General features: G+C 52.4%; 20 protein-coding genes, 2 pseudogenes and 1 riboswitch. Of the genes and pseudogenes, 8 read left to right on the forward strand and 14 right to left on the reverse strand.

The genetic code is table 11. The features are described from left to right. Positions 1–75: 75 nt before the first annotated feature. Together abc-f and QOS10_RS05910 are read left to right on the forward strand one after the other, a co-directional pair. Positions 76–1,536 (forward strand): ribosomal protection-like ABC-F family protein, encoded by a 1,461-nt coding sequence (gene abc-f, locus QOS10_RS05905; protein WP_283594406.1) that lies wholly within the window; start codon positions 76–78, stop codon positions 1,534–1,536. Between the two features lie 64 nt (positions 1,537–1,600). Beyond that, positions 1,601–2,002: a GNAT family N-acetyltransferase gene (locus QOS10_RS05910; protein WP_283594408.1), complete on the forward strand. Its 402-nt coding sequence runs from the start codon at positions 1,601–1,603 to the stop codon at positions 2,000–2,002. A gap of 302 nt (positions 2,003–2,304) precedes the next feature. Here QOS10_RS05910 and QOS10_RS05915 read toward each other — a convergent pair whose 3' ends face one another. Then, positions 2,305–3,018, reverse strand: coding sequence for an alpha/beta hydrolase (locus QOS10_RS05915; protein WP_283594409.1), 714 nt, complete (start codon positions 3,016–3,018; stop codon positions 2,305–2,307). A gap of 171 nt (positions 3,019–3,189) precedes the next feature. Between QOS10_RS05915 and QOS10_RS05920 the strand changes: the two are divergent. Continuing rightward, positions 3,190–4,218 (forward strand): annotated as a pseudogene (locus tag QOS10_RS05920) (YeiH family protein). 49 nt (positions 4,219–4,267) lie between these two features. Here QOS10_RS05920 and QOS10_RS05925 read toward each other — a convergent pair. From QOS10_RS05925 to QOS10_RS05940, 4 genes are read right to left on the reverse strand one after another with little or no spacing between them, the layout of a single operon-like run. Then, positions 4,268–5,095 (reverse strand): aldo/keto reductase, encoded by an 828-nt coding sequence (locus QOS10_RS05925; protein ID WP_283594410.1) that lies wholly within the window; start codon positions 5,093–5,095, stop codon positions 4,268–4,270. Positions 5,096–5,100: 5 nt separating this feature from the next. Further along, positions 5,101–5,793 (reverse strand): class I SAM-dependent methyltransferase, encoded by a 693-nt coding sequence (locus tag QOS10_RS05930; protein ID WP_283594411.1) that lies wholly within the window; start codon positions 5,791–5,793, stop codon positions 5,101–5,103. Between the two features lie 11 nt (positions 5,794–5,804). Then, the gene (locus QOS10_RS05935; protein WP_283594413.1) at positions 5,805–6,473 is read right to left on the reverse strand and encodes a potassium channel family protein; all 669 of its coding nucleotides are present in this window, start codon (positions 6,471–6,473) and stop codon (positions 5,805–5,807) included. Then, the gene (locus QOS10_RS05940) at positions 6,466–7,809 is read right to left on the reverse strand and encodes a TrkH family potassium uptake protein (protein WP_283594415.1); all 1,344 of its coding nucleotides are present in this window, start codon (positions 7,807–7,809) and stop codon (positions 6,466–6,468) included. Before QOS10_RS05940 ends, QOS10_RS05935 begins: the two co-directional genes overlap by 8 nt. 148 nt (positions 7,810–7,957) lie before the next feature. On the opposite strand from QOS10_RS05940, the gene QOS10_RS05945 reads away from it, so the two are divergent. Next, the gene (locus QOS10_RS05945) at positions 7,958–9,733 is read left to right on the forward strand and encodes an oleate hydratase (protein ID WP_283594416.1); all 1,776 of its coding nucleotides are present in this window, start codon (positions 7,958–7,960) and stop codon (positions 9,731–9,733) included. A 339-nt stretch (positions 9,734–10,072) separates the two neighbouring features. Here QOS10_RS05945 and QOS10_RS05950 read toward each other — a convergent pair whose 3' ends face one another. The 6 genes from QOS10_RS05950 to QOS10_RS05975 all read right to left on the reverse strand — a co-directional run bounded on the left by QOS10_RS05950 (position 10,073) and on the right by QOS10_RS05975 (position 16,191). Then, complete coding sequence (locus tag QOS10_RS05950) at positions 10,073–10,936, reverse strand: alpha/beta hydrolase (RefSeq protein WP_283594417.1); 864 nt, start codon at positions 10,934–10,936, stop codon at positions 10,073–10,075. Next, entirely contained in the window at positions 10,929–12,119 is a 1,191-nt protein-coding gene (locus QOS10_RS05955) for an ATP-binding protein (RefSeq protein ID WP_283594418.1), read from the reverse strand. The genes QOS10_RS05950 and QOS10_RS05955 overlap by 8 nt, the downstream gene beginning before the upstream one ends. 147 nt (positions 12,120–12,266) lie before the next feature. Further along, positions 12,267–12,824: an elongation factor P gene (gene efp / locus QOS10_RS05960; protein ID WP_283594420.1), complete on the reverse strand. Its 558-nt coding sequence runs from the start codon at positions 12,822–12,824 to the stop codon at positions 12,267–12,269. Between the two features lie 236 nt (positions 12,825–13,060). After that, entirely contained in the window at positions 13,061–14,299 is a 1,239-nt protein-coding gene (gene glyA, locus QOS10_RS05965; protein WP_283594421.1) for a serine hydroxymethyltransferase, read from the reverse strand. Positions 14,300–14,637: 338 nt separating this feature from the next. Beyond that, positions 14,638–15,498, reverse strand: a complete 861-nt coding sequence (locus tag QOS10_RS05970; protein WP_283594423.1) for a hypothetical protein — start codon at positions 15,496–15,498, stop codon at positions 14,638–14,640. Positions 15,499–15,513: 15 nt separating this feature from the next. Then, positions 15,514–16,191 carry a hypothetical protein gene (locus QOS10_RS05975; protein WP_283594425.1) on the reverse strand — a complete coding sequence of 226 codons (678 nt, stop codon included), beginning with the start codon at positions 16,189–16,191 and terminating at the stop codon, positions 15,514–15,516. Positions 16,192–16,394: 203 nt separating this feature from the next. On the opposite strand from QOS10_RS05975, the gene QOS10_RS05980 reads away from it, so the two are divergent. Further along, entirely contained in the window at positions 16,395–18,962 is a 2,568-nt protein-coding gene (locus QOS10_RS05980) for an AAA family ATPase (RefSeq protein WP_283594426.1), read from the forward strand. Between the two features lie 3 nt (positions 18,963–18,965). Beyond that, the gene (locus QOS10_RS05985) at positions 18,966–19,151 is read left to right on the forward strand and encodes a hypothetical protein (RefSeq protein ID WP_283594430.1); all 186 of its coding nucleotides are present in this window, start codon (positions 18,966–18,968) and stop codon (positions 19,149–19,151) included. A 146-nt stretch (positions 19,152–19,297) separates the two neighbouring features. On the opposite strand, the gene tnpA is transcribed toward QOS10_RS05985, so the two are convergent. Both tnpA and cytX read right to left on the reverse strand, forming a co-directional pair. Beyond that, positions 19,298–19,756, reverse strand: a complete 459-nt coding sequence (gene tnpA, locus QOS10_RS05990) for an IS200/IS605 family transposase (protein WP_283594432.1) — start codon at positions 19,754–19,756, stop codon at positions 19,298–19,300. Between the two features lie 230 nt (positions 19,757–19,986). After that, positions 19,987–21,171 carry a putative hydroxymethylpyrimidine transporter CytX gene (cytX, locus tag QOS10_RS05995; protein ID WP_283594434.1) on the reverse strand — a complete coding sequence of 395 codons (1,185 nt, stop codon included), beginning with the start codon at positions 21,169–21,171 and terminating at the stop codon, positions 19,987–19,989. Positions 21,172–21,233: 62 nt separating this feature from the next. Further along, a riboswitch (TPP riboswitch) is annotated at positions 21,234–21,340 on the reverse strand. Positions 21,341–21,504: 164 nt separating this feature from the next. On the opposite strand from cytX, the gene QOS10_RS06000 reads away from it, so the two are divergent. Further along, positions 21,505–23,022 carry a glycosyltransferase gene (locus QOS10_RS06000; RefSeq protein ID WP_283594435.1) on the forward strand — a complete coding sequence of 506 codons (1,518 nt, stop codon included), beginning with the start codon at positions 21,505–21,507 and terminating at the stop codon, positions 23,020–23,022. Between the two features lie 108 nt (positions 23,023–23,130). Here QOS10_RS06000 and QOS10_RS06005 read toward each other — a convergent pair whose 3' ends face one another. Next, positions 23,131–23,778: a histidine phosphatase family protein gene (locus QOS10_RS06005; RefSeq protein ID WP_283594436.1), complete on the reverse strand. Its 648-nt coding sequence runs from the start codon at positions 23,776–23,778 to the stop codon at positions 23,131–23,133. 145 nt (positions 23,779–23,923) lie between these two features. Here QOS10_RS06005 and QOS10_RS06010 point away from each other — a divergent pair. Further along, positions 23,924–24,154: pseudogene (locus QOS10_RS06010) on the forward strand (helix-turn-helix domain-containing protein); the annotation flags it as partial.

The following is a 24,154-nucleotide window of genomic DNA, read 5'->3' on the forward strand; positions in this document are numbered from 1 at the left end:
ACGCCCTAACGGGCGCTAAAGGGGCCTATCCATCCCATGACTAAAGTCACGGGATTTCCGGCCAAACATCATTAAATGGGAAACATCACTATCAAAAACCTCACCTTCGCCTATCCTGGCCAAGCCCCGCTTTTTGACCGCTGTCAGCTCAGCATTGATGGCAGTTGGAAGCTCGGCCTCCTGGGGCGCAACGGGCGGGGAAAGACAACCCTGATGAAAATTTTGCTTGATCAGTGTGAATTCCAGGGGCAGGTACAGAGCAGCCTGCCATTCGCCTACTTTCCTCAACCGATTGCTGACCCCGACGCCCTTGCCTGGGAAGCTCTTAGTAAGGGCAATCCCCAACTGGAGCAGTGGCAGGTCGAACGGGAACTCCGCTTGATGGCTGTCGACCCGGTCATTCTCTGGCAAACTTTTGCCACCCTGAGCGGCGGCGAACAGACCAAGCTCCTGCTAGCGGCCCTCTTTACCCAGCCCGGGAGCTTTCCCCTGCTGGACGAGCCCACTAACCATCTTGACCAGCGGGGACGGCGACAGGTCGCTGACTACCTGCAAAATAAGCACCAGGGATTTATCATCACTAGTCATAACCAGGATTTTCTCGACCGGGTAATTGACCACACCCTGGTAATCGAGCGCCACCAACTGGTCCTGGAGCGGGGTAACTACTCGACTTACTTTGCCCAGAAAAGCCGGCGCGACCAGCAGGCCATCAGTCAAAACGAGCAACTACATGCCGACATCAAGCGGCTCCGATCTGCCAAGCAGCAGCGCCTCCAGTGGGCCCAGCGTGCTGAACACGAAAAACAAAACAACGCCCACGCCGATAAAGGCTTCATCGGGGCCAAGATGATGAAGAAGTCGCTGACGATGACCCGGCGGCTCGATCAAGCAGCCAGTGACAAGGAGGGGGTGCTTCAGGAGGTTGAGGAGGTCGCGCCCCTGACCATCACCCAGCTCCCCAGCACACACCCTACACTATTGGAACTGGATCAGGTGGGCTTAACGGTTAGCGGCCGCCAACTGTTTGATAACCTCAGTTTCAAGGTTGCCCCTCATGACTGTGTCCTGCTCACCGGGGATAACGGCAGCGGCAAGTCGAGCCTCATCAAGGCCATCATGGGCCAGCCCGTCGATCAGGTCACCGGAGCCATCCGCCTTGCCCATGGGACCAAGGTCAGCCTGGTCCGCCAGCAATACACTGACCAGCATGGCAGCCTCACTGCCTTTGCCCAGCGTAACCACCTTCCCGTTGACCAGCTGCTGAACATGCTGCGGAAACTCGGGATGGAACGAGCCAGTTTCACCACGCCGATCGATCAGATGAGCATGGGCCAGCAAAAGAAGGTGGAACTCACCCGGTCGCTTTTGACTCCCGCCCAACTCTACATCTGGGACGAGCCACTCAACTACCTCGATACGTACAACCAGGAGCAGTTGGTCCAACTGATCAAGCAGGAGTGTCCCGCCATGCTAATTATCGAACACGACCAGCATTTTATTGACGAAGTAGCGACAAAACGCGTTACAATTTAGTTAATCTATCACAAAGAAGGCAAATAACATGTGGCAAAGACGGCCATTTGATGACTTATCAACAATGAAACTATTTGAAATTTACAAACTGCGGGATGAGGTTTTCACCGTCGAACAAAAACGGATCCACAACGATATTGACGACAATGACCTCAAGGCAATCCATGTCTACGATGAACTGGATGGGCAGATTGCCGCCTATGCCCGGGTCTTTTTGAAGCAGCCCGGCCTGGTAACCTTTGGCCGGGTCGTCACCGCGCCCAACTTCCGCGGTAAGGGCCTGGGAAATGAGCTCCTTCCTCAGATCATGGACACCATCCGTAACTATTTCCCGGGAAATAAGATTGAGATCGATGCCCAGGTTCAGGTAGAAGGTTATTATCAAAAGTTTGGTTTCCACAGTGAGGGTGAACCCTACATCCATGCCTCAACTCCTCATATCAAGATGGTTCACGAGGCCCTTTAAATAAAAAAGCGCCAGCCGCAGCCAGCGCCTAAATTCAGCAATATTATTTCGTCATCTTGCGAATCAGAGCTTAATTGATTTTTTATGTGCTTTTTAGGTACAATAAGAATGATCAGGAACCAGTGTCCCACTTAAACCTCCCATCTTGCGTAGTTTAAGTGGGAGCTACCCACTCGGTGCGCAAATCGATGCTGAGGTAGCTCCTCGGCCCGCGCCGGCAGGTCATCTGAAAAGATGTCCTTTTTGTTTTTAAAGGAGCGTATTGGAAGCCAACCCCGACTTCCGGTACGCTCCTTCTTATCTTATTCAATTACTTCCGCAAACCATTCCAGGAATAATGGGAACCACCGACTCATATGGCGGTCGACCCGGTTCCGGTTGACAATTCCCGTATATTTGTTAGCCAGCGCAATCCCGTGGTTACCAGTGCCAAATTCATGTAGTTCAAACGGTACCCCATGCTGAGCCAGCATCATTGCATAGGCGTTGACGTGGTCCAGGTAAGGGGTCAGGTCATCGTTGACCGATCCCCAGATGAAGGTTGCCGGAGTCTGGCCCGTCACCAGCTGGCTAACGTCCTCAGTCTTGACCCCCATCCGGTCGTCAATGGTTGGCTTGATCACCGGATAGCCCAGGGCGGCAAATTTAGCCTTGGTGGCAAGCTGGTTACTGTAGGCGGCCGCCAGCTGGCCACCGGCAGAGAAGCCAATAACCCCCAAATGGTCAGGGTTAACGTCCAGTTCCGCAGCATGCTCAACGATATAATCAAAGGCCTGGGCAACCGCCATCTTAGCAGACTGGTAGTCCCGATATTCTAACACTGGGTAGCGAACCACGAAGGCTTGGAAGGCGTGGGTAGCAAAGGTGATCGCAACCCGTTCAGAGTCCCGCTCCTTGATCTGCTGGTAGCTACCTCCCGGAATGATCACCACCGCCGGCAGGGCCACATCGCTCGCACTGTGGTAGATGTCCAGTGATGAATGCGGCTGGTTTAGTTGTACGTTGCTAATCTGCATATTCTGATCCCCCTCATTGAAATCCTAACCACCATTTTAACCCCGCCCCATATAAAATGCAGGCTGGAAAGGGATTACATGCTAAATTTTGCCAATTTACCCTTGTTTCTGTAAGAATCTCTGGTACAGTTAGACAGGTATTGTCACTTTTTGAGGGAGTAATGGAAAACAATGTCAATTATGAAAACTAAGTCATTTTGGCTGGCAACCATTATGACACTTATCTGTTCGGTTGCGGGAATCCTGCTGGCTAAGCTGCCCTACGTCAACCTGATTGGGGCCCTAGTCCTGGCACTCCTGCTGGGGATCGCCATGCAGCTGGCACCAGACGGTCTGCGGACAGAGGCCAAGGCCGGCGTCGGCTTCATCTCGAACAAGTTCCTTCGTTTGGGGATCATCCTGCTCGGTTTCCGGTTGAACCTGGAGCAGCTTGCTGACTTCGGAGTTAAGACGATCCTGGTGGCCATCGTGGCCGTTACTGGGACCATCGTCTTGACCTACTACCTCAAGTCGCAAGTTTGGGGCCAGCGCTGAACTGGCAATCCTCAGTGCATGTGGTTGTGGGGTCTGCGGGGCGACCGCCGTCATGGGGGTCTCACCACAGCTGGAAACCAACGACGAAGAACGCAAGCGGGAAGATGAGGTCCTGGCCGTTGCCGTCGTCTGTGTGATGGGAACGGTCTTCACCCTGATTGAGATCGGGATCAAGCCGCTCCTCCACCTGACCGACCCGCAATTTGGGATCGTCGCCGGGGGTTCACTTCATGAAATCGCCCACGCCGTTGCGGCCGGGGGTGCCTTTGGCGAGAGCAGCCTGAGCAACGCCCTGATTATGAAGCTGTCGCGGGTGCTCCTGCTTGCACCAGTGCCCTAATCGTCGGTTACTGGTACCAGCACCGCTTGGTTGAAGAAAGTGTCGAGGAACACACCGCAGCACCCAAGAAGCTGCCAATCCCATGGTTCCTCGGGGGCTTCATCCTCACCAGTATTCTGGGAACCTTCCTGCCATTCTCCGCAGCAGCCCTGGATGTTCTGGCCCAAGCCGCTTACGTGTTCTTGGGAATGGCCATGGCCGCCCCTGGTCTGTCGGTTAACTTCCGGGTGATCTTCAAGCGCGGTGGCGCGGTCTTCGGTGCCGCTGCCATCAGTTCCACCTGCCTGTTAGTCTTCATGATTATCATGAGTAAATTATTCTTCTAAAGAAAAAGCAAGATAGTGGTTATTCAATCACTGTCTTGCTTTTTTATTACTAAATTTTCTCTAGCGGAACCTTCTTCGTTGGGGCCGGGTACTCGCGGTCAATCATCGCCAGCTCCTCGTCTGTCAGCTTAATGTTCATCGCTGCAATGTTGCCCTTCACGTGGTCGACCGTCGCTGCCTTGGGCAGGGTCACTAGGTTATTGTTCCGGGTGATCCAGGCCAGCATCACTGGATACGGTTCGGTATTATGTGCTGCCGCAATGTCGCGCAGAACCTTGGTCGGATGCAGGTAGTTCCAGCCCACCGCGTGGAATGGTGAGTAGCCCAGGAAACCAATCTGGTGTTCGGCCTGCCATGGCAGGAGGTCATACTCGACACCCCGGCTGGTCAGGTTATAGAGATCCTCGTTGGCAAAGACCTGGTCGCCATTTGGCACCTTGAGCAGGTCCTCCATGTCCTTGACATCGAAGTTTGAAACACCCCAGTGGCGGATCAGTCCCTCCTGCTTAAGCTGTTCCAGACCGGCGACCGCCTGAGTTAAGTCGGCATTGCCCCGCCAGTGGAGCAAGTAGAGGTCTAAATAGTCGGTTCCCAGCCGCTTCAGGCTGCCCTCCAGGCTCCGGCGTTCCTGCTCAGGGGTAGCGTGACTTGGCAGAACCTTGGAGACCAGGAAGACCTTTTGCCGGTCAATGTCGGTCATCGCCCACTTGATCAGCTCCTCGCTTCCCGGGTAACTCTCCGCGGTATCGACCACGTTAATCCCGTGCTCCAAACCATAATGAATGGCCTGAACCTCGTCGATCGGACGCCGACCGAGGTCCGCTCCGCCAATTCCAATCTGACTCAGGCGTTCACCATCAATTGTTAGATACTTCATCTTAATTACCTCCTCTGCCGGAAATGCCGGGCAACAATCATCTTAGTTGTGGTCCAGGGGCCGCCCCACCAGCCATTAAAGCCGGTGTTGACCACCCGAATATCATCGAAGCCTAGATTAGCTAACATCTGCTGGTACTCATCAACGTGCGCAAAATCCACGATCGCCATGGTTCCATTGGCCTTCAGGACCCGGGCCGCTTCCTGAACTGCCCGGTTGTGTTTGATGGCGGGACTGATGTTATGAAAGGCCAGGTCAACCAGGACTTTATCAAAACTGCGGTCCGGAAAATTCATGTTGAAGACGTCGGTATCCACCAATTGGACCCGGTCGGCTACCATGGCGGCGTTGATCCGGGCCTGCACAGCTTGTTGATCCTGGTGCCAGTCACCGGTTCCGGTTACCTTGGCCGGCGCCTGCAGGTTCTTCGCCAGCAAAAGCAGGTCGTTCAAACGGCCGGCACTAAGGTCCAACACCCGGTCATGGTCGCCAAACTCCATCCGGTCCACCAGCGCCTGCCAAATTTTCAAGTGGCCCTGAGTCAGGGTATGAAGCAGGATCAGTGTCCAGGCTAGCAGCAGGACCAGCCAAATCAAGTTCCAGTACTGGTGACTGACGAAGGTCCCAAGCAAGCCAAATACAATCACCAAGAAGGCCACCGCTAAGATGGTCACAACATTAATTCCCCGTAGTTTCATTCTCTCTTCCCCTAATTAACAATATCGTTGAGTTTCTGAATATCTGTAAGCTGGCCAACCACGGTCACCTTATCGTGGAGTTGGATGACATCGTTGGCCTGGGGCATCTGATTGACCTGGTCATCAGCCCCGACAATGATGATGACGTTGACGTGGTACTTGTTGCGAAAGTCGAGCTCATCCAAGGTCTTGCCTGCGAACTTAGGATTATCGATGCTGACCTCAGCCAGGGTCGTTTCCTTGCTCAGAGTAACATAGTCGACCACGCTGGGGTTGAGCTGCTGAAAGATCAACCGCTGGGCCAGGTCGTGCTCGGGCCGGACAACTCGGTCGGCGCCGACCCGTTCCAGGACCCGGGTGTGGTTGGCATTCTCCGCCCGGCACGTCACGTCAGTTGCCCCGAGGTCCTTAGCAATCAGGGTTGCCATGATGCTGGCCTCGATGTTCTGCCCGATTGAAATATAGACATGGTCGAAGCTGCCAATGTCGAGTTCCCGCAAGGCATCCTCGTCCTGAGCGTCTGCCACGACAGCCCGCATGACCGAGTTGGCCAGCTCGTTGATCACATCTTCATTGATATCAATCGCCAGGACCTCCTGACCGGCACGAACCAGGGACTCACAGATGGAGGCCCCGAATTGTCCAATCCCGATCACGGCGTAGCTTTCCTTTTTAGCCAATTAAAACACTCTCCTCTGGATAATGGTAACTCTTCGTCTTCGGCTGGGCGTTAAAGATCGAGAACATCACTGTGTAGATGCCGACCCGCCCGATGAACATCAGGACCATAATGATGACCTGACCAACAAAGTTCAGCTGCGGAGTGATCCCCAGCGAGATCCCGGTCGTCCCGAATGCTGCCACCGCCTCAAAGGTGACGTAGGACAGGGAATCATGTTTGGGCAGGGCCTGAGTTTCAACCAACAGTAAGATGGATGTCAACAGGATCACTAGGGCCACAAACATCAGGGTCAGGGCCCGGTAGATGTTTTCCCGGGTGAAGCGCCGATGGGCAAATTCAGTATCCTTTTGCCCCCGTAGCGTGGCGATACTCTGGATGGCCAGCAGACCGACCGTGGTGGTTTTGACCCCACCGGCCGTTGACCCCGGCGTCCCCCCGATGAACATCAGGATAATCGTAAAGCTCAGCCCCGCCGCACTCAGTTTATTGTACGGGAAGGTGATCAGTCCGGCCGTTCGCGGCGTCACTGCCATGAAAACTGTATTTAACAGCCGCTTAGGGGCCGACATGGTACTGCTGAGCTGGGCCAGATTGTGTTCAGTCATCAGGTAAACCAGGAAAGACAGGATAAACAGCACCACTCCCGTCCGCAACGCTAACTGGGTGTGCAGGGACAAGTGGTGGTACTTATGGTAGCCCAGGATATCCTTCCAGACCAGGAAACCAAAAGACCCCGCCACGATCAGGACCATCAGCATGCAGAGCATGTACGGGTCGTTAGCATAGTTCTCCATGCTGTTACCGAACAGGTCAAAGCCGGCGTTACAGAAGGCCGAGATCGCATGGAAGATGCTGTACCAGATTCCCTTCTTCAACCCGTAACGCGGGTAGAAGTCAAAGAACAAGAAGACAGCCCCGACCAGCTGAATCAGGATCGACAGCCGAATAATCAGGTAGACCACACTCAGTTGCGAAAGGTGGTCAAGATTTAGCGCTTCTTGGGTCAAAAGCCGGGTTGACATCCGCATCCGTCGCCGGATCATCAGTGACATCATGACAGCAAAGGTCATGAAGCCCAGGCCGCCGACCTCCATCAGAATGGCAATCACCACCTGGCCAAAGGGGGTCCAGTGTTCGGCCGTGCTTACCAGGGTCAGCCCGGTCACACAGGTGGCACTGGTCGAAGTAAAAAAGGCCGTCATGAAGCTGGTATGCAGGCCCGGCCGCGTCGCAATCGGCATCAAAAGGAAGATGGTCCCCAAGATGATCATTATCAGGAAGCCAAATGTTAGAATTTTGGGAAACGAATATCTTCGCCCATTAATTTCAATCATAATTTCACCCACACTTCTTAGTCATCATCATTATAAGCGTTTTGGTCCATAATTACTCCCCTTCCCGGTGACAAATTGACACCCGGAAGCGCTTACCATACAATTAAGTTGTTAGTTGTTGTGTCATCATAGAAAGGGGCAATTCCTAATGTATTATTCTAACGGAAACTATGAAGCCTTTGCCCGGCCGCGCAAGCCAGCGGGGGCCGATAAGAAGCATGCCTACATCATCGGTGCCGGGCTGGCGGGCCTGTCCGCCGCGGTCTTCTTAGTCCGTGATGGTCAGGTTCCCGGCGACCAGATCCACATCTTGGAAGAACTGCCAATCGCTGGTGGTTCCCTCGATGGTCAGGAGCGGCCGGATGTCGGCTTTGTGACCCGGGGTGGCCGGGAGATGGAAAACCACTTCGAGTGTATGTGGGACATGTACCGGTCCATCCCTTCCCTGGAGATCCCCGGTGCCTCCTACCTAGACGAATACTACTGGCTCGACAAGGATGACCCGAACAGTTCCAACTGCCGGCTGACCTACAACCGTGGTAACGAGGTCCCATCAGATGGGAAATACCTCCTGTCGAAGAAGTCCATCAAGGAACTCACCAAGTTGGTGCTGACTCCTGAAGACCAGCTTGGGGACAAGACAATTGGTGACTACTTCTCCGCTGACTTCTTCGAAAGCAATTTCTGGACGTACTGGTCCACCATGTTTGCCTTCGAAAAGTGGCACTCCTTAGCCGAGATGCGGCGCTACATGATGCGGTTCATCCACCACATCGATGGTCTGCCGGACTTCACCGCTTTGAAGTTCAACAAGTACAACCAGTACGAATCCATGACGAAACCGTTGCTGGCCTACCTCAAGGACCACGGCGTTCACTTCGACTACGACACCCAGGTGGAAAACGTCCTGGTCGACACCAAGGACGGCGAGAAGCACGCTAAGCGGATCATCATGACCCAGAATGGCAAGCATAAGGAGATCGAGTTGACCGATGACGACCTGGTCTTCGTCACCAACGGTTCCATCACCGAAAGCTCCACGTATGGCAGTCATCATGAGGCTGCCAAGCCAACCCGGGCCCTTGGCGGCAGCTGGAAGCTCTGGGAAAACATTGCCAAGCAGTCACCAGCCTTTGGTCACCCTGACGTCTTCTGCAAGAACCTGCCAGAACGGTCCTGGTTCATCTCAGCAACCGCCACTGTCAAGAATCCGCAAGTGGAACCATACATTGAACGGCTGACCAAGCGGGACCTTCACGACGGCAAGGTCAACACCGGTGGAATCATCACCGTCACCGACTCCAACTGGATGCTTTCCTGGACGATCCACCGTCAGCCGCACTTCAAGAAGCAGAAGCCAAACGAAACGATCGTCTGGATCTACGGCCTCTACTCTGATACCAAGGGGAACTACATCAAGAAACGGATCGTCGATTGTACCGGTGAGGAGATCACCAAGGAATGGCTCTACCACCTCGGCGTCCCAACGGCCCTGATCGACAAGCTGGCTGACGAATCCTCGATCAACACCGTGCCTGTCTACATGCCGTTTGTCACTTCTTACTTCATGCCACGGGTTAAAGGTGACCGGCCGGCGGTTGTGCCAACGGGATCGGCCAACCTGGCCTTCATCGGCAACTTTGCTGAGTCGCCAAGCCGGGACACTGTCTTCACCACTGAATACTCGGTCCGGACGGCCATGGAAGCTGTCTACACCCTGCTGGACGTTAACCGGGGTGTTCCCGAGGTCTTCAACTCCATCTACGATATCCGGGATCTGATGCGGGCCATGTACTACATGAACGACAAGAAGCCGCTCCAAGACATTGACCTCCCAATTCCAAAGATGATCGAAAAGCCACTGCTGAATAAGCTCCAGCACAACTGGATCGGCCAGCTAATGAAGGAACAACACCTGCTTTAATAGCAAAAAAAGATAACCTGCGCTTACCACAACACAAGTTATCTTTTTTATTTATGTGCACATTTTTAGTACGAACCACGCTCGGTTGTTGATGTTAATTGGATAAAAAAGGATGTGTGGTTCATTCTGGTACTAAAAAGGCATTTGTTCTTAAAAAAGAGCAAATCATTCATTCGCTAGAAGCATTATAATCGTTTAGCAATGTGAAGTAAAGCACATGACGGCAATTATTTTTAATTTTTTTCTTTACAATTTGGTTACATAACCGGCCCGGTTTCCCTTGCCGCATGTATATTTTGTTTTGTGAATAAAATAACATTAAAGTTTTTGTCATCTGAATCAGCAATCTTCACCGTACAAAAAGCGAATCAGGTAGAAATCGACCTTCTTATTATTATGCAACCCGCTGTGGTCCGCATTCGCCCCCGTAATCCGGACTTCCTGGTAAGAACGTGCTCGGTCGGCCACCAGGTAGCGCATCGCCCGCGAGGAATTGTTGGCCACTCGCCCGTCGGAGTTACTGCCGTCGCAGAGGTCACCGAAGACATTAAGCACCCGAATGTGCCGGGGGAACATCTCGTGCAGCGGAAGCAGCTCCCGGTACTCCTTGACCTGGCGGGTCAGCGGCAACCCATCCGGCGATAATTCCATCGCATTGGGCCGGTCATGTTTTCCCAATGCGCCGTTAAAGGCCCCGCCCAGCGAAGCCAGCCGGGCGACTTGCGGCAGATGCTTATCATTGGCATTATCCATGATGTAGCAGAGGATCAACAAGGGACCGCTGGAATGCCCGACAAAGTTGACCCGCTGGAAATGGTACCGCTGCTGGAGAGCCACCACGACCTTTTTCAGCCACGCCGCCGCTACATGATCATTCCGTTCGTGGCTGTTTTCCAAGTTAACCTCGATAATCGGGTTATGCGGGTGCGGCGGCAGTGCATGATCAAAGACCACCTCCCCTTGCGAAGAAACGGTTGCCAGGACGACGTTATCCGGGGTTGTAGTTCCGGCATCAATCATTGTACGGACCATCTTAACTTCGGAATGATAACTGCTGGGCATTCCATGAACAAAGATGGTTGGGGTGCTGCTATCAGCCGGTTGCGGTGTCCTGATGCTTGCCCAGTTCTGTTGAACCGTGCCCACAACTGTCGCCCCCGCCATCAGCAGACAGCACAGGGCCAGCTTAAGCCCCCTACTCATGACGGCCACCATCCTTCCACCATTGCGGCAGGTTTACCCGGACCAGCGCCGGCGATTCGCCGAGTACACAGAGTTCGGCACTGCCCACCGGCAACTGGCTGGTGACCGCTGGATCCAGCTTAACGCCAGGCAGACTGGCAGTCTCGGTCTGGTCAAGCAGGCGATGGACCAGTAGATCGCCAAACTGGGCGCGCAACTGTGCCGGCAGGTCGAGGGGCGACTGGGTCGTCAGGATCATCTTGAGGTTCAGTTTGCGTCCCTCCCGGACCAGCTGGAAGATGCCGTTGTCGGCCAGCGCGTGTTCATCTTGCGGAAGATAGCGGTGAGCTTCATCGATGACCACGTTAACCGGAAAACCGGCGTTATCACGCAATCGGAGACGGAGGATCTCCTTGAGCAGCAGGGAGATAATGAGGTGCTGACTGCCTTCATAATTTTTCAGCAACGACAGGTCAATCACCAGGGTACGTTGACTGCTCTGGTGATGAAGGAACATCTTGAGGATGAAATTGAGTTCACTCTTCATCGTCCCCGCATGGCGGCCAGTGTCAAAGAGGGCCTGAAAAGTCGGACTGGCCAACTGGTCATGAATGGCCGTCAGCACCGGCCAGGCCCGGTTGATGGCTGCACGATCGTACTGCTGCCCTAAGAGGGTGTAGTCGGCCCGGTCATCGGCATACGGGATTACGAACTCCTCGATCAACTGGGCAAAGAGATCGGTCAGTGGATAGTCGCTCGCCCAGGCACCCAACTGATTCTCGTCCTCACGGTAGCTGGCTAGTCGCCTGCCCAATCGCCGGTAGGTTCCCTGCTCGCTATAAATATTATGCTGAATCTGGAGGTCGGTGATCGCCTGCCGTAATTTAGTCCGCACCAAGGAGCTAACCCGGAGCTGCAGGGCGGCCAACAGCTGGTCAACCGTCAGCCAGCCCGCCTCGAGATAACAGTTATCCCCCAGCCGGTAGATGATGACATTGGGCAGCTTCGCGTATTCCCCGGTGGGATCAAGAATAATTGCGGTCTGGTCCAGCTGCTGAAGCTGGCTCAACAGCGACAGGGTCGAAGTCGTCTTGCCACTCCCCGTCTGTCCCACGATCAAGAGGTGGCAGCTAAACATTGCGTTGGTCAACCTGTCAATTGCTGACTGGTCCGTGATTGTTGAAAAGTGCAGTGCCCCCTGCATGAAAAGCCTCCTTCTTATTTACCTTGCTATCCTGAATTCTACCCCCGCCGCGCCCATTCATCAATCGAAAAAACGGCTCCCGAAGGCTGGACTAGCCAGGCCTCAGGAGCCATTTTATTGATCGTCATTTAGATGTTTAAGATCACATTAAGCACGTGACTTGTAGCTGCCATCAGTGGTGTTGATGATCAGCTTGTCGCCGTCCTTGATGAAGGCTGGAACGTTAACAACCAAACCAGTGTTCATCGTAGCAGGCTTACCACCACCATCGATGGTAGCACCTTTGATCATTGGTTCAGTGTGGGCAACCGTCAATTCAACCGTGGTTGGCAGTTCAACCCCGATGATGTCGCCGTTGACGAAGTTCAGGGTAACCTTCATGTTTTCAACAAGGTAGTTCTTGTCGTCACCCAGCAGGTCATGGCTCAAAGTGTATTGGTCGTAAGTTTCGAGGTCCATGAATACCGCGTTGTCACCTTCGTCGTAAAGGTATTGAGCAGAACGCTTGTCAACGTTAACTTGTTCAACCTTTTCGGAAGGACGCATCGTGGTGTGAACGATGGAACCGGAACGCAGGTCTTGGATGTCCATCTGCATCAGCGTGTTACCCTTACCTGGCTTGTGGTGGTTGATTTGCAGAACCTTTAACAGCTTACCATCACGTTCAAAGACCATACCCTTTTTCAAATCGATTGTTTGAATCATGTCAAAACTCTCCTTTGTATCTTAACTAAGTGCTATTCTGATTAGAATTTTAAGCGGTCAGGCGATCACCGCTGGGCCGCACCCGGGCCTGATTAGATCTGCTGCTGTTTTACAGCATTCATAGTTATTGTATCACATCATCGGGCTAGAGGCGCGGCCTTGTGCTAAAAACGTGATCCCTCATCGCATCAGTACAAAAGACGACCGCCAACTTTATCTGCTGCCGGTCGTTTATCCTATTCAGTAATTGGGTGTTTAGTTGTCAATTTGTGGACCTGGGCCGCGACATCGTCAATGACTGCCTGGTCTGTCGAGTTGTTCAGGAGCTTGACAATCAGGTCGGCTACCTGCCGAGCATCAGCTTCCTTGAAGCCCCGGCTAGTAATTGCCGGCGTCCCGATCCGCAAACCACTGGTGACAAATGGGCTCCGCTGGTCGTTTGGAATCGACTCCTTGTTGGTCGTGATGTGAACCGAATCCAGCAGGTCCTGAGCTTCTTTCCCAGTGAGCCCGGTCTTGGTGATGTCGATGATCATCAGGTGGTTCTCGGTTCCCCCGGAGACAACCCGCACGGTATCGGACTTGGTAAATTCGTCAGCCATGGCGGCCGCGTTCTTTACGACCTGGTTGATGTAGTCGGTGAATTGCGGCTGCAGGTCCTCATAGAATGCCTGGGCCTTCCCCGCGATCACGTGTTCCAGCGGGCCACCCTGAGTTCCCGGGAAGAGGGCCGAGTTGATCTTCTTCCCTAATTTAGCTGACTTGGAGAGGATCATCCCGCCCCGTGGGCCCCGCAAAGTCTTGTGGGTCGTGGTGGTTACCACGTCGGCCACCGGAACCGGACTCGGGTGGGCACCCGTGGCGACCAGCCCGGCGATGTGGGCCATGTCGACCATCATGTAGGCACCAACCTCATCAGCAATTTCACGGAACTGCTGCCAGTCGATGATCTTGCTGTAGGCCGAGGCCCCTGCCACGATCAGCTGGGGTTGAACTTTTTCCGCAATTGCGCGGATCTGATCGTAGTCCAGCAATTCGGTTTCCGGATCCAAGCCGTAGCTGAAGGACTGGTAGACCTTCCCGCTGAAGTTGACCTTGGCACCGTGAGTCAGGTGACCACCAGCGTCCATCCCCATTCCGAGGATCTTGTCACCGGGCTTGAGGAGGGCCTGGTAGACCGCCATGTTGGCCTGAGAGCCGGAGTGCGGCTGCACGTTGACGTATTCGGCCCCGAACAATTGCTTAGCGTAATCGATGACCAGCTGTTCAACCTGGTCAATGTACTGGCATCCACCGTAGTAACGCTTGCCGGGGTATCCTTCCGCGTACTTGTTGGTCAGGACGGATCCCTGTGCCTCGCGCACTTCCTTTGAGACAATGTTTTCCGACGCGATCAGTTCGATCGTATCCTGCTGACGTTGTTCTTCTCTGTCAATTGCTGCCCAGAGTTCAGGCGACTTTCCTACATATTCCATTTAGGCATTCCCCCTCAGTGTTCAGGTGATATTGCTTACGATCTAATTATACTATATTGGGTCCGGCTTCTGGTGATAGAAACAAAAAAGGACCCACCCATTTGAGTGCGTCCTTACAGTCAAGGCTTAGTCTTCAACCTTCTTGGCTTCCTCCATGGCCTTCATGATAGAAGGGTTCTTGGAGTGGCAGTCCTTGATCATTTGCAAATCTTCTTCACTTAATTCAACTGTGTACTTAGCCATTTTTTCTCCCTCACTTTGCTAAAAGAATTACCTTAACTATACCATAACCGGGCATGACTGGGCGGTTTAATTAACGCTGTCGCCGGGATCGGTATTTATTTAGCCTTGTCATCATTCCAAATGTTTTGAACATCTTTGTTGATCTCAATTTTCTTATTACGGATTTCTTTATCACTATAAATGATATAGCCATCTTCAAACTTGAGATCCACATCTGTTAGGTCAGTCTCTTCTGATTGAATTTTACATTCATCCTGGAGTCCTTGGACAAGATCTGCATATGAAATTATCTTGGTTGTATTTTGTGAAAAGCTACAGAAGAAACTGCCACCAGTAATCGTAATCATACTAAAGTAGATTTTGGGATGATTATCATCGATAATTTTCTGCTGCATCTTACGAACTTTATCTTTAAATTCTTTTGAGAGTTCTTTTGGAAGTCCTTTTGAGAATTGCGGTATACCTGTACTTAGTAAAATACCCCGAATAGAAGTTTTTTTGATAAACCACTTAATAAATTTAAGGTTGGCGTCCAGCGCATCGTCCTTCATTTCAGAAATTATTTTTTTGCCAATGGTCTCTTGATTCGGTGTTCGCAATGGAATGATATCCAGCATGTATAGATAACGTAGATCAGGATCAATTCTTTTTATCGCCTTAATTGTCTTACTCCAAACACCCCTAGGATCAAGTAAGGGCTTTTTCCCTGCGTTTTTGAGAAGATAATCTATCTTTGATTGTTTCAAATCGCCCTTAGGATTCAGACCAATCGCTACGTAATCATGGTGGCCATATTCATTAATTACTAATTTAGCGTATGCAACATCCTCATAAGGAGTTTCAAAAGCCTCAACTGCTGGGTATCTTTTATTGCTATATGTTATTGGCTTGAAGCTCTCAGCTTCACTGATTACTGCCGCATTATTTGGCGCTTTCTCATATTGCTCATTATTCATCAAAATCACCATATCTTATTTATTGTACTGCCGAACAACCGCGTCCCAGTTACCGTGCTCGTCATCAACCAGTACAGTCTTATCGCGCTCGCGGTCGTCGATGTAATGACCATCCGTCGTTTCTCCGAAGTAGAAGTAGTAAACACGGTTGGCACCGTTAGCCTTCTTCTGCTCCAGCAGGTGCTTAAACTGGGCCTGGTCAAAAACGAAGAACTCCACATGTGGTTGGTCGGGATCATCGCTGTGGTTGATGCCGAACACGAAGAAATCATAATTCATCCGGCCATCTTCATCCATAATGGTGGCTTCGTTAATGGTTGAGAAACCCGTGTACTCCATTCGTTCGCTGACGTCTTCCTTGCCATAGTAGCCAGAGCCCCGCAGGCAAAGCTTGAGCTGCCGGTCACCGTTGGAAATGATGATACCGGAGCCTTCCCGGCGGGTTCCCTTCCGAATGTTATTTGCTGGGATCTGCCCCGCCAAAGCCGCCTTGACGCCAGCTACCAGTTCATTTTTAGAAATCTTACCCTTGATTTTAGTTTTACGAGTCGATGCTGACTGAGTATTGCTAGTCGGATCCGCCGGCACCTCATCAGCCGCTAGTTCATCGACCCGGCTGCTCAATTGGTCAACCTTTTCACTTAAATAAAGGACTCTTGATTGCAACTCGAGAATAATTTTCTCTAAATCCAAAAAATCACCTCCACTATTAAATATACCCCACGCCGCCGCAAAAATCTATGAGATATTTTTAGATTTTTCCTGAAAAAGTAATACTTTTTTGGCGACCCTGTGATATAGTAATAATTGTCATTGAAATATCTCATAAGTTCTTCCATGATATTTTGATGCCGTTGGAGATATTATACGAATTACTTCTCAGGAGGGACCATTTTATGGAGAATTTCAGCTTAACATACCAAGGACAAGCAGCATTTGCCACCGCTAAGAAGGTTGCGGACGCCCACCATGCTGCGGCGCTATCGACCGAAGACCTTGTGCTGGCCTTTACCAAAATCAACGACACGGGGGCCGGCACCGCGCTCCTTGACCGTCACATCAGTTGGATCGATGTCCGCCGGGAGCTCGATAAAGCCCGCCACGTTGAAAAACACGATGCGGCGGACCCGTCCCTTCATTATGCTGGAATGAGTGATAGTGCTCCGTTTGAGGATCGGATTAAGAAGGATCCAGTGCCATTGATCAATGAACCCGGTAAGCACCTGATCATGATTGCGGACCGGCAATACACCGTTTCCGACTACGTTCTTCACGGCCTAAGGTATGGTAAAGCCCTCGTCGATCAACAGGAGAGCGACGTCATCCAAACCCAGGGCATCCTGGTCGGCATCGTTGACCTTCAGGACAGCAATGCCTTTTGGCTCCTCCTCAAGCTCCTCATTCTCAAGTACCGGAGTTTCTACGCCCAAGCATACACCAACATTGTCCAGGATAAACTCAACCAGTTTCGGTTTGCCGATGGCGAGCACACGGCTGATCGCAAGCGCCGGGAACACCACTACAATAGTCTGATGCACCAGCTTGACCGCGGCGACCACTTTCTCCTCCAGGAATACGGTCGGGACCTGACCAAGCTGGCCCGGGAGCACAAACTGGCGCCAGTGGTAGGTCGGCAGGATGAGATTGACCACCTCGCCCTGATTCTTAACCGGCGGCAAAAGTCCAATGCCCTTTTAGTCGGACCAGCCGGGGTCGGAAAAACGGCCATCGCGGAAGGAGTCGCCACCCGCATTGCCGAAGGAAAACTGCCATCCCTGGCAGGCAAGCGGATCATCGCCCTGGATCCCGACAAGTTTTCCAAGCTGATGTTCTCTGGTTGGGCTATCGAAGTTATCAACCAGCTCCTTGCCGAGTTATCCGCCGAGAAGGACGTCATCCTCTTCCTCGATGAGATCCAGAATCTTCGTTTTCACGCTGGCTCCGGCATCATCAACATGCTGAAACCGGCACTGGCCCGTGGTGACCTCCAGCTGATCGGGGCTACCACGCCACTGGAGGCCCAGGTCTTCTTCAGTAAAGATAAAGCATTGATGCGGCGCTTTGAAAATATTACGGTGAAGCCGTTGACTGTCCCGCAGACCGATGCGGTGATTAAGCGGTCCATCACGCCATATGAAAACTACTACCACGTCAACTACTCTGTCGCTGCGTGCCAGCTGGCCGTCGATCTTGCCCAGACCTACGTTGACGTTGCCCTGCCTGACTCGGCCCTGACAATCCTCGATAACGCTGGGGCGCTGGTTAAAATGCACCATGACCAGGGCTCAGCTGCTAAAGACTCCTACGTTCAGCGCCTCACTGAACTACGCACTAAGTTGCACCAAGCGGAGCAAAAGAGCCTCAACACCGCCCAGGTCGACCAGCTTAAGAAGCAACTGGACAGCCTGCAGGACCAGTTCGCCCTGGCAAGAAATGACCGCACCAAGCACCGTTACCACACCAAGGTGACCGTCAACGACATTGTCAGCGCGGCCGAAGAGATCATCGGCCGGCCGCTCAGCAAGACTGACGTAGCCAAGGCCCAGCGGGAACGGACAGCTAACGAAGCTTCCATCCTGACTCTTGCTCAACGTCTGAAGCAGCACGTGATCGGTCAGGATGAGGCGATCGATGGTCTGACCCAGTCCTTGATGGTGGCCAAGGCGGGGCTCAGCAAGCCCGGGGCACCGATCGGCACTTTCTTCTTTGCCGGGATCACCGGGACCGGGAAGACGGAAACCGCTAAGCAGCTAGCCCTGGAGGTATTCGGGACCGATAAAGCCCTCCTCCGCTTCAACATGCCAGATTACCTCTCAACCATGGGGGTAGCGAGCCTCTCAACTGATATCTATCGGGGCGTGGTCAGCCATCCCCACTGCTGCATCCTGCTGGATGAGATCGAAAAGGTTAACAGCGCAATTTTCAACCTCCTCCTCGGCATTATGGACGACGGCAGCTTCCTCCCCGGAATGGGACTTCACGCCGACTTCAGCCACACAATTATCATCATGACTTCCAATATTGGTGCCGATAAGGTCTTCCGCAACCAAGTCGGCTTCGGGGCCACGAGCAGTACGGAAACCAACCGGATCAATCGCGACATCATCCAGCGGGCGATGGAGGAGCGTTTTGCCCCCGAATTTATCAACCGCCTGACCAAGACGGTGATCTTCAACCCGCTGACCCAAGACAGCCTGGTAAAGATCGCTGACCTCCTGCTCGGCCAAAAGCGGCAACTATTACTGGAAAAGAATATCACCCTGGACTGGGATCAATCGGTCCTGGAATACATTGTCGACCGGTACGCCGATCCCGCTAAGGGCGCACGACCACTGCAGCGCGGCATTGACCAGCTGATCACCAGCAAGATCGCCGCCATGATTCTCCAGGGGCAGCTCAAGGCCCGGCAGCGAGTCCAGCTTCACGTCGATCAGAACCAGCAAGTATTAGTAAAGGTGGCCTAGATAATGCCAAATGAAGAAGAATTCCGCCAAGAAATGATCCGTTTCTACCAAGCATGTCAACTCTCCCCAGATGATATTGACCAGGTCATGGACGAGAACGGCGCACAGATCAGCAGGTACCTCGTAGCAACCCCTGAGCTGGTTGCCCGCAAATTCTACCAGCAAACCTTCCACCACTCTATCAACTAAATCATAACCACCCGTAAAACGGGTGGTTTGCACAGCGGCTATAAGCCGCAAAGATAAGCCAGCGTCTCAAGGCGCTGGCTTTTCCTTCGTCCAAGCCAAAATGCTCTGACTACTTCGCTACTGCTTTAAGCAGTGTTGTTATTACTTCACCTACCCTTAAAAGGGTCGGAATACTCAACCGTTGTTAGTTTATCTACTACCTGGTCATGTTTTTCTTGATCTCGAATGTACTTCCGAATTGTGAACTCATTCAAGGCTACTGTACTAACGTAATAGCCTTCTGCCCAAAAATGTCGATTGCCGAACTTATATTTTAAGTTAGCGTGGTGATCAAACATCATCAATGAGCTTTTCCCTTTCAAATATTCCATAAATTGCGATACGCTCAACTCCGGTAGAATGCTTAACAACAGATGTACGTGATCCGGCATCATATGCCCTTCAATGATCTTTACACCTTTATATTGACATAACAGCCTAATGTAATCTTGTAAATCTCGTCGATATTGATTATAAATTATTTTCCGTCTATACTTTGGAATGAATACGATGTGGTACTTACATAGCCACTTTGTATGGGCTAATCTATTTAACTTATTAGCCATATTTAAATAACCTCTTTTCCCTTATTAATTTTGGCTTGAACACCTACATTTTAAGGCAAAAGAGGTTTTTATTTATATAATATTTGTCGCCCACCCGCAAAGCAGGTGGTTTTTTGTTTCGCACACTCGCTTCGCTCGCGTACTCAACCAGGCCTAAAGGCACTAATAAAGAAACTCGGTACCGTCGCAATTAAACGGTACCGAGTTTCTCATTGTAAATTCGATTATTATTATGCTCTTTCAACACGCCCGCGCTTGCTAAACCAGGCGACCAGCCAGGTCAAGACAATCACCGCCGCAATCGTCGGGAGCGTGCTCCCCAGCGGCCAGGAAATCGTCATCAGCCAGCGGTACAGGGCAAATCCAACCAGCCAGATGATCAGGTTGCGCCAGGAGTAACTCTGCTGGTGCCGGTCGACGTGGAGGATAAAGCAGTCGGTGATCTGAATGGCAATCATCGGAGCGAAAACCGAGCCAATCAGGTAGAGGAAGTTGCTGAAATTGTCCATCGGCAACGTCAGCGCCCCAATCGTTCCGAGAACCGTCGCCACGATGGCCGTCGCGGTGCCTGACCAGCGGGGAACAATCGTCTCGGCAGACACCCCGGCCGAGTAGGCGTCCATAAAGGTTGTCGTCACGGTCGAGAAGACCACGATGATCAGTCCGGCACTGCCCAGGCCAGCCCGCAGGATAATTGTGGCAATGTTAATATCATTGGTCAACAGTGCCGCACCCAGGCCGATGAAGGCCATCCAGCAGCTTGTCAAGCCGTAAACCAAGGCACCGACACCACTAGCCGCCACCGGCCGTTGGGCAGCACTGGTGTAGTCACTGATCAGCGGCAGCCATGACAATGGCATTGCGATCACCAGTTCCATCCCCTGCGCCCAGGTGAAGTGCCCGCTGGCTGGACTCACCTGGTGATGGGCGAAGATCACGCCGCAGAGAATGGCGGTCAGAATCAGCAGGATACTAATCGTCACAATGTTGAAGTAGCGCAGGTGCCGGATCCCAACCAGCAGCCAGACGACAATCAGGATGCCGATGACGACTGCCCAGATTGCCTGGCCAAAGTGCCAAATCCCGTTGACCGCGACCGCCCCGTCGTAAATCATGATCCCGGTCCAGCCCACCAGCTGGAGGACGTTAAGCAGAGCAAAGAACTTGCTGCCCTGCTGGCCAAAGCTGATCTTGGCAGCATTCATCGCACTGAGCCGCCGTTGCCCGCCGATCACCCCGGAGAGGAACAGCAAAAGGCAGCCGATGATGTGCCCGACGATGATCACCGCCAGTCCTTTCCATAGTCCCAGCGGCGCCAGGTAGGTCCCGGTCAGGATCTCGGCGATTGAGATCCCGGCCCCGCACCAGATCAGTCCGTTCTCCGTCAAATTTGTTTGTCGTTGCAAAACTTCCACCATCCTTTTCTAATTTCAGATGTGGATAACACGCAAAAAAGCGGCCAGGTCATTTTTATGATCCTGGTCGCTCTATTAATTCCTACGTTGGCATTATCCAAATCAGGTTCATTGGGTCGAGACGCTCAGTCTCCTCTCAGCCTGTCTGCAAGCTCCCCGTTTGTTCAATCACACTCTTAACTTAACATGATTGTTAAATTTGTCAAGGATGCGTTGCCGTTTGTCCCCTCTTTAAATTATTAGTAAAAGCCGCCATCCCGGCACCGTGCCGTCCCCAAAATCGGTTATAATTTTAAACAATTAAAACGATTCAAATCAGAAAGGAAAAAGCCAATGTTTTACTTTTTTACCAGTCGCGAAGACATGCTGACGTCGGTCATTGAGCTGGCCCAGGTCAAGCGGATGCACATCTTCGACTGCCTCAAACTCGATTCCAAGATCGTCACCCTGCAGTATAACTGGGCCCACCACGAGGCCGCCGAGAAGCTGGGCTTCACCGGTCGGGTCATCAACCTCTTCGAATATTTCCAGCAACTGCCTTTTCAGTATGCAAACAATGACCAAGCCCTGGTTAACCGCCTCCTCCACCAGCCCGGACTGACAGTCAACAACCTTGTCGCCAGCCGGGACGGCAAGCAGCGAATCATCGCCCACTTCAATAACGACCGGCTCTACTATGTCGACTACCGCGACAAGTTCGGCTTCACCGACCGGCGGGATTACTACGACAACGGCTGCCTGACCTATACCGAGTTCTTCGAAGACAAGGCCCGGGTGGTCACTCGGCAATACTATGATGGCCAAGGACGTCCTAAAATCACCTACCATTACCGCGGTGGCGAGGGCAACGTCCCCGTTCTCTGCCTGATCCAGCTTCATGACCAGGGTCAACTGTGGGAATTCGACAGCGAGGACGAGTTGCGGGCCTACTTCATGGACCGGCTGGCAGCTGCCGATGACCGGGCCGTCTTCATCAGCGACCGTTCCGATTACACGCTCAAGGCATTCACGTTGATGAAGGAGGATCTGCCCCGCTACCAGGTCTTCCACTCCGCCTTCACCAAGAACGGCCAACCCAACGGTAAGTTGTTTGCCGTCTACGAGCCGGTCAAGCAAGCACTGGCTGACCACCACCTTTCCGGCCTGATTTCGGCCACCCAGCAGGAGGCCGCTGATGCCGGCAAGCGTTTCGCCACCAAGGCCAGCTACGGTATCCCGGTCACCTACATTCCCGACACGCAACTGCAAAAGAAGATTCCGTTCAGTCAGCGGACGCCGGGGCAGCTGGTAGCGGTCGCCCGGCTAACCAACGTCAAGCGGCTCGATCACCTGATCAACACGGTGATCACCCTGCGACAGAAGCACCCCGAGGTTGACTTGAAGATCTATGGCTACGATGATGGGTGGAACAACTACGCCACCTCTCATTCGTTGCGAAAGCTCGTCCAGGACAATCATGCCGAGGACTACATCCACTTCTGCGGCTACCAGCATGATCTCACTAAGGTCTACGAAACCGCCCAGATCGAAGTGCTGACCAGCTCATACGAGGGCTTTGCGATGGCCCTGCTGGAGGCCCAGGGACATGGTTGCCCGGCAATCAGCTACGACATCAACTACGGTCCCGCCGAGATTATTAAGGACCAGGTTAGCGGCCGCCTGCTGCCGGAGGGGGATCTCCACGCCCTGTACACGGTTCTCGACGAACTCCTCAGCAATCCCGCTACCCTAGAATCCTACGCCGACCACGCCCAGGAAGTTGCCGCCAGGTACTCCTTTGAAAATGTTGCCGCCCGCTGGAAGCAGTTTGTCACCACTGATAAGGATATCCAACGCGTGCTTGCTGACTAATAGGTATAAGACTTTGCAACCAAACAAAATAGCCGTTCAAAATTTCCTGACGAGATTTTGAACGGTTATTTTAATCCACGGGATCTGGTTAATGTCCCGGATTATGATTTAGAATTTTTTGTTGTATTCAACCATCTTGGCCCCATTCTCATTGGCCGTAATCGTGGTTACCCCGGCGTTTGTTGGGAAGTTGCCAACAGTGTCGACCCCGAGGGCATCGGCGATCGTTCGAATAAATGTTCCATGGGTAACAAGCAGGACCCGGTCACCATCGTCGGCCTTATTGACCAACGTCTTAAGACCCCGGCGCCAACGAGCAATAATCTCGTCGTAGCTCTCCGCCTGACCAGTTGGGTCCATGTCGTGCATCATGTTCCGGCCGGACTTCAGGCTCTCGTGACGGATAATGTCATCGTGGTCCTGGTAGCCATGCTGAACGGCAATGGTCCGCCAGTTGGCTTCAGAATCGAGCCCTTCGAAGTAGCCGAAGAACACCTCACGGAAGGTCTTGTCCGTGTAGGCAACGTCGGGAACGTGCTTGAGGTGCTTAATGATCCGGTCACGCGTTTGAACCGCCCGCTTCAGGTCAGAAGAAATAATAATGTTGTAGTAGGTATCTGCCAGGGCCTTCCCGGTTGCGGAGGCCTGCTCTAAACCGTGGGGGTCCAGCTCCATGTCGATCCAGCCCTGGGCCCGGCCCAATTGGTTCAGGTAGGTTTCCCCGTGGCGGACGATATCAATTGTGATTTCAGTCATTATACTCAATCCTTTCTTTGGTAAATCGTTTGAAGCTAGTATATGGTAGATTGTAAAATTTAAGTTGAACATATTAGTGGACAGAAAAACCCATAAAGGTCTTTAATGGTGTCGTCACAACATTCCATTAGAAAGAAGGACCTTTATGGGCACCACTATTTTATCATTTGAAGACCGCATTGTCATCGAAACGCTTCGTCATGAAAATCGATCTCTTCGATATATCGCTGATTACCTGGGCTTTAGTAAGACTACTATCTTTAATGAAATTCACCGGTTAACTGGGGTGATCAAGGCCGCTTAGAGATTAGCTTAACTGACTTACCAGATCATGGTATTCGCCGTAAGCGGGCTAAAGAAACTCGTGGTACTTTTA

It is taken from the genome of Limosilactobacillus galli, from assembly GCF_947381495.1.
Taxonomy (GTDB): Bacteria; Bacillota; Bacilli; order Lactobacillales; family Lactobacillaceae; genus Limosilactobacillus; species Limosilactobacillus galli.